The following is a 4,338-nucleotide window of genomic DNA, read 5'->3' on the forward strand; positions in this document are numbered from 1 at the left end:
GTTTAAAACATAAAAAACGCCAATATTTTAAAGCGGATAATAACCCCAGGGCTTCTTTTGCCTTTTTTTTTATTCGGTAAATTTCTTAATATTTATAGCTAAACGACAATCGTCATCCCGCAGCGGGATCTAGAGATACCGCGGCGGTATGACGTAGGACTGCTGTCATCCCAGTGCTCCTTTTTTTGTCATCCCAGTCTGGGATCTATTTTGCATGTAACTCCAATTGTGTTTTGGCATAAAACGCGACCCGTATTAGACTTATTTGCAAGCAAAGCTTGCTAGATCCAAGTAGTCAGGGCACTGGGATGACAGGAGAAGGAAGCACTGGGATTGGGATGGAAAAGGCTATTTGTGTGATGCCAATGAGTGATAGAAAGTTCTGCAAGAAGTCATTAATTGCAAAAATTTAATATAAGTGGTAAAGTAGAACCGCTGAATAAGAAACATATGTTAATTAATACAACGTCGGAGCTGGAGGACATATGTGAGGTGTTGATAGCAAAAAAGCCAAAATTTATAGCAGTTGACACGGAGTTCATTAGAAATAATTTAATCTACTACCCAAAATTATCGTTAATTCAAATTTCTTACGGAGAGAAGAGTTTTATTGTAGACGCATTAGTGCCAGAAATTGATTTATCATTCATTAAGAAAATAATGCTAAATCAGGGGATAACCAAAGTGTTTCATAGCTGCCGGCAGGATATAGAATCCTTACTCACTGTGTTTAAATGTATTCCCACTCCCATTTTTGATACCCAAGTTGCTGCTATGTTTTGTCATTATTATCATGACTTTATTGGTTACTCAAAAGTAGTGGAGCAATATCAAGGAATAGCACTGGATAAAATTAAAGCTAAAAATTCAGATTGGTTAAGGCGTCCGTTGTCCGAAGATCAGTTAGATTATGCAGTAAACGACGTGGTACACCTATATGACCTATACCAAATATTGTGCAATAAACTTGAAGAAAATAATAGGATGGGTTGGTTTCAAGAGGAGATGGAATCAATAGTTGATATAAATAAGTATTTACATAGCCCAAAAGATGCATGGAAGAGGATTAAATTTAATTATGAAGTAAATCCAAGATTGATACTAACTGTTAAAGCAGTTAGTGAGTGGCAAGAAACCTTAGCACAGCGCTATAATATGAACCGTAATAAAATAATCAATAATGCTGTAATAGCTGGTTTTATTGAAAAAAATATAGAGCATGTTGATGAGATTTTAGATGATCTCAAGAGGAATGCAAAAAATATAAAAGATGCGGATTTACTAGAGTTTGTGAATATTTTTAATGAAAATGAGAGAAATTGGATGCAGCAAAACAACACCTTATCGAGTAATTATGACAAATCTGTACTTGATATACTCTCAATTATTTTAGATAGTAAATGTAAAGAAAGTAACATATCAAGGAAATTAGTTTCTTCAAAAGATGAGTTAACCTGGTCAATATCTGGACAGACAGATAAATTATTCAAGGGATGGAGATATGATTTTTTTGGCAGGTCAGTTGAATCATTTTTGAACACAAGCTCAAAATTTGAGATTTCAGGAGTGAAATCCGCAAATAATATAACCAAAATTCAGAGTAATTTAGTGGAGAATAACTGTTGCTAAAGTAACTTAGATTTATCGACAATCGTTATCCCGCTACGTGTTAGTGGCTAAGAGATACCGCGGCGGTATGACGGTTAAGTAGGGTGTCATCCCAGTGCCTTGACTACTTCGATCCAGGAAAATTGATTGTGCACTATACAACACAAAAGCTGGATTCCAGACTGGAATGACACCACCTACAAATTGCAATGTTCGTATAGTTATGTGCTTGACACTGGGATCTAGAAAATCTAGTTAATATATATAGAGAAACCTTAGCTATAGTTTCGAAAGAAGTCTAATGTGTTTTTGTTATATGATTATAGGTCTAACAGGCGGAATTGGGGTAGGAAAGAGCTTTGTAACTAATTGCTTTCAAGAGTTTGGTGCTGCTGTATTTGATGCTGATTCTGTTGTACACCAACTTTATAAAGTGGATAAAAGCATAATAAGTTATGCAGAGAAAAATTTTCCTGGAGTGGTAGTAAATGGTGAAATAGATAGAACAGTACTGTCTAAATATTTCTTAGCCTACGATGAAAATTGGAAACAATTTCAATCTTTGGTTCACTCTGCTGTGCTGCGTGAATTAGAATTTTTTATTGCCCAGGAAAAAAAGATCGATAGAAAACTTTTAGTTTTAGATGTGCCACTTCTATTAGAAACAAAATTTTATTTATATTGCGACCTTATTGTTTTTGTTCATGCAGATAGCGTTGTGCAAGCTCAAAGACTTAACGAACGCAACATAGATAAAGAAAAGCTTAATCTAATCTCCGATGTTCAGTTATCTATTGAGGAGAAAAGGAAGATGAGTGACTTTATTATCGATACCAGTGTAAGCAAAGAGTATGTTTTTTCTCAAGTAAAAGATATAGTTGATTCATTAAACCTAAACACGTAGCTCTACGTCATACCGCCGCGGTATCTCTAGATCCCGCTAACAAGCAGCGGGATGACGGTTGTCAGGATCCCAGCAGCCTCCCTCCCCTTTCATCCAAGTAGCCCACTATGGTGTCATCCCAGTGCCCAGACACTGGGATCCAGGAAAATTGATTGTGCACTATAGCAACATTTTTGATCAAAAACTGGATTCCAGTGTCAAGCACTGGAATGACACCCTTCCGATGGGAACTGCTCTCAAACTACAACAGCGTGAGTAGCTATAGAAGCTTTAATGATACAAGAAAAAATAAACAGCTATCATTTTTTTAGTAATTAAGTAAAATAGAGTGGAAGATTGCGAGGAAGTTTTGAAAAATAAGATAAAAAAGATAGTAATTTCAGGAAAGGAAGTGTGGCCAATCATCGAGGGCGGCAAAGGCATTGCAGTTAGTGATGGAAGATCAAGCGGAGCATTTGCTGCAGCAGATGCTGTGGGTACATTTTCTGGTGCAAATGCTAAGCTTATTGATGATAATGGCGAGTTAGTGCCACTAATTTATAAAGGCAAAACAAGAAATGAAAAGCATAGTGAATTGATTGAGTATAGTATTGAAGCTGGAATTAGTCAGGCAAGAATAGCAAATGAAATATCAAAAGGTCATGGAAGAATACACATGAATGTACTTTGGGAGATGGGAGCAGCAGAACGCGTGCTTCATGGCATATTGGAAAGAGCAAAAGGCTTAGTTCATGGTATTACCTGCGGTGCTGGTATGCCTTATAGGCTTGCGGAAATTGCAGCTAAATATCAGGTTTATTATTACCCTATTATCTCATCAGTGCGTGCTTTTAAAGCATTATGGAAACGTACTTACCAAAAAATATCTTCCTATTTGCTTGGTGGAGTAGTGTATGAAGATCCATGGCTTGCTGGAGGGCACAATGGACTGAGTAACAGTGAAGACCCAGAGCTACCACAGGCTCCATTTGAAAGAGTTGCAGAGCTTAGATCTTTCATGAACGAGATCGGTCTTTCAGAAACACCAATTGTTATGGCAGGAGGAGTGTGGCATTTGAAAGATTGGGAACATTGGTTTGACAATCTGCAAATTGGACCAATAGCTTTTCAGTTTGGCACTCGTCCACTTTTGACGAAAGAAAGCCCAATTTCTGCAGAGTGGAAAAAGAAGCTACTCACTTTAGAAGAAGGTGATGTATTTTTAAATAAATTCAGTCCAACAGGGTTTTATTCATCTGCGGTGAGGAATAATTTTATACGTGAGTTACAGGAACGAAAATTACATCAAGTAAATTTTTCAGAAAATGCCAGCGAAGAATCCAATAGTGAATTTGCAATGGGTAGCAGAGGTAGGAAGATCTACCTTACTGCAAAAGACAAAGAACTGGCAAATACATGGACTAAAGCAGGGTACACAGAAGCAATGAAAACCCCAGATTCAACTGTTATTTTTGTGACGCCAGATAAATTTAAACAAATAAGAGAAGATCAAATCAATTGTATGGGATGTTTGAGCCATTGTTTGTTTAGCAATTGGAAAGATCATGGTGACCATTCAACAGGACGAAAGCCAGATCCGCGTAGTTTTTGCATACAAAAAACACTGCAAAACGTTATACACGATGGTGATATTGAGAACGAACTCATGTTTTCCGGGCACAATGTGTACAAATTTAAGCAAGATCCATTTTATGAGAATGGCTACGTACCGGCAGTAAAAGAACTGGTGGAAAGGATATTGACTGGGTATTGAGTCAGTGACCTTACCCAGAAAAAGTGGAGAGAAAGTTTGGAATGTTTTTTACAAAAAGAATGATGCATCAAAT

General features: G+C 37.0%; 5 protein-coding genes. 4 read left to right on the plus strand and 1 reads right to left on the minus strand.

Annotated elements, in window-relative coordinates; all coding sequences use genetic code 11:
- The first annotated feature begins 278 nt into the window (after nucleotides 1–278).
- The 3 genes from OZD68_RS03330 (at nucleotide 279) to coaE (ending at nucleotide 2,512) form a co-directional block, all read left to right on the plus strand.
- On the plus strand, nucleotides 279–413 hold the full coding sequence (locus OZD68_RS03330) for a hypothetical protein (RefSeq protein WP_010962423.1): 135 nt from the start codon (nucleotides 279–281) through the stop codon (nucleotides 411–413).
- A 37-nt stretch (nucleotides 414–450) separates the two neighbouring features.
- Nucleotides 451–1,629 (plus strand): ribonuclease D, encoded by a 1,179-nt coding sequence (locus OZD68_RS03335; protein WP_182309946.1) that lies wholly within the window; start codon nucleotides 451–453, stop codon nucleotides 1,627–1,629.
- Nucleotides 1,630–1,924: 295 nt separating this feature from the next.
- Entirely contained in the window at nucleotides 1,925–2,512 is a 588-nt protein-coding gene (coaE, locus tag OZD68_RS03340) for a dephospho-CoA kinase (protein ID WP_182309902.1), read from the plus strand.
- A 61-nt stretch (nucleotides 2,513–2,573) separates the two neighbouring features.
- Here the strand turns inward: coaE and OZD68_RS03345 are convergent, their stop codons facing one another.
- A complete protein-coding gene (locus OZD68_RS03345; RefSeq protein ID WP_182309901.1) occupies nucleotides 2,574–2,717 on the minus strand; it encodes a hypothetical protein in 144 nt (47 codons plus the stop codon).
- A 144-nt stretch (nucleotides 2,718–2,861) separates the two neighbouring features.
- On the opposite strand from OZD68_RS03345, the gene OZD68_RS03350 reads away from it, so the two are divergent.
- Complete coding sequence (locus tag OZD68_RS03350; RefSeq protein WP_182309900.1) at nucleotides 2,862–4,265, plus strand: NAD(P)H-dependent flavin oxidoreductase; 1,404 nt, start codon at nucleotides 2,862–2,864, stop codon at nucleotides 4,263–4,265.
- The last annotated feature ends 73 nt before the right edge of the window (nucleotides 4,266–4,338 follow it).

The sequence above is a fragment of the Wolbachia endosymbiont of Drosophila bicornuta genome (genome assembly GCF_028982105.1).
Classification (GTDB): domain Bacteria; phylum Pseudomonadota; class Alphaproteobacteria; order Rickettsiales; family Anaplasmataceae; genus Wolbachia; species Wolbachia pipientis.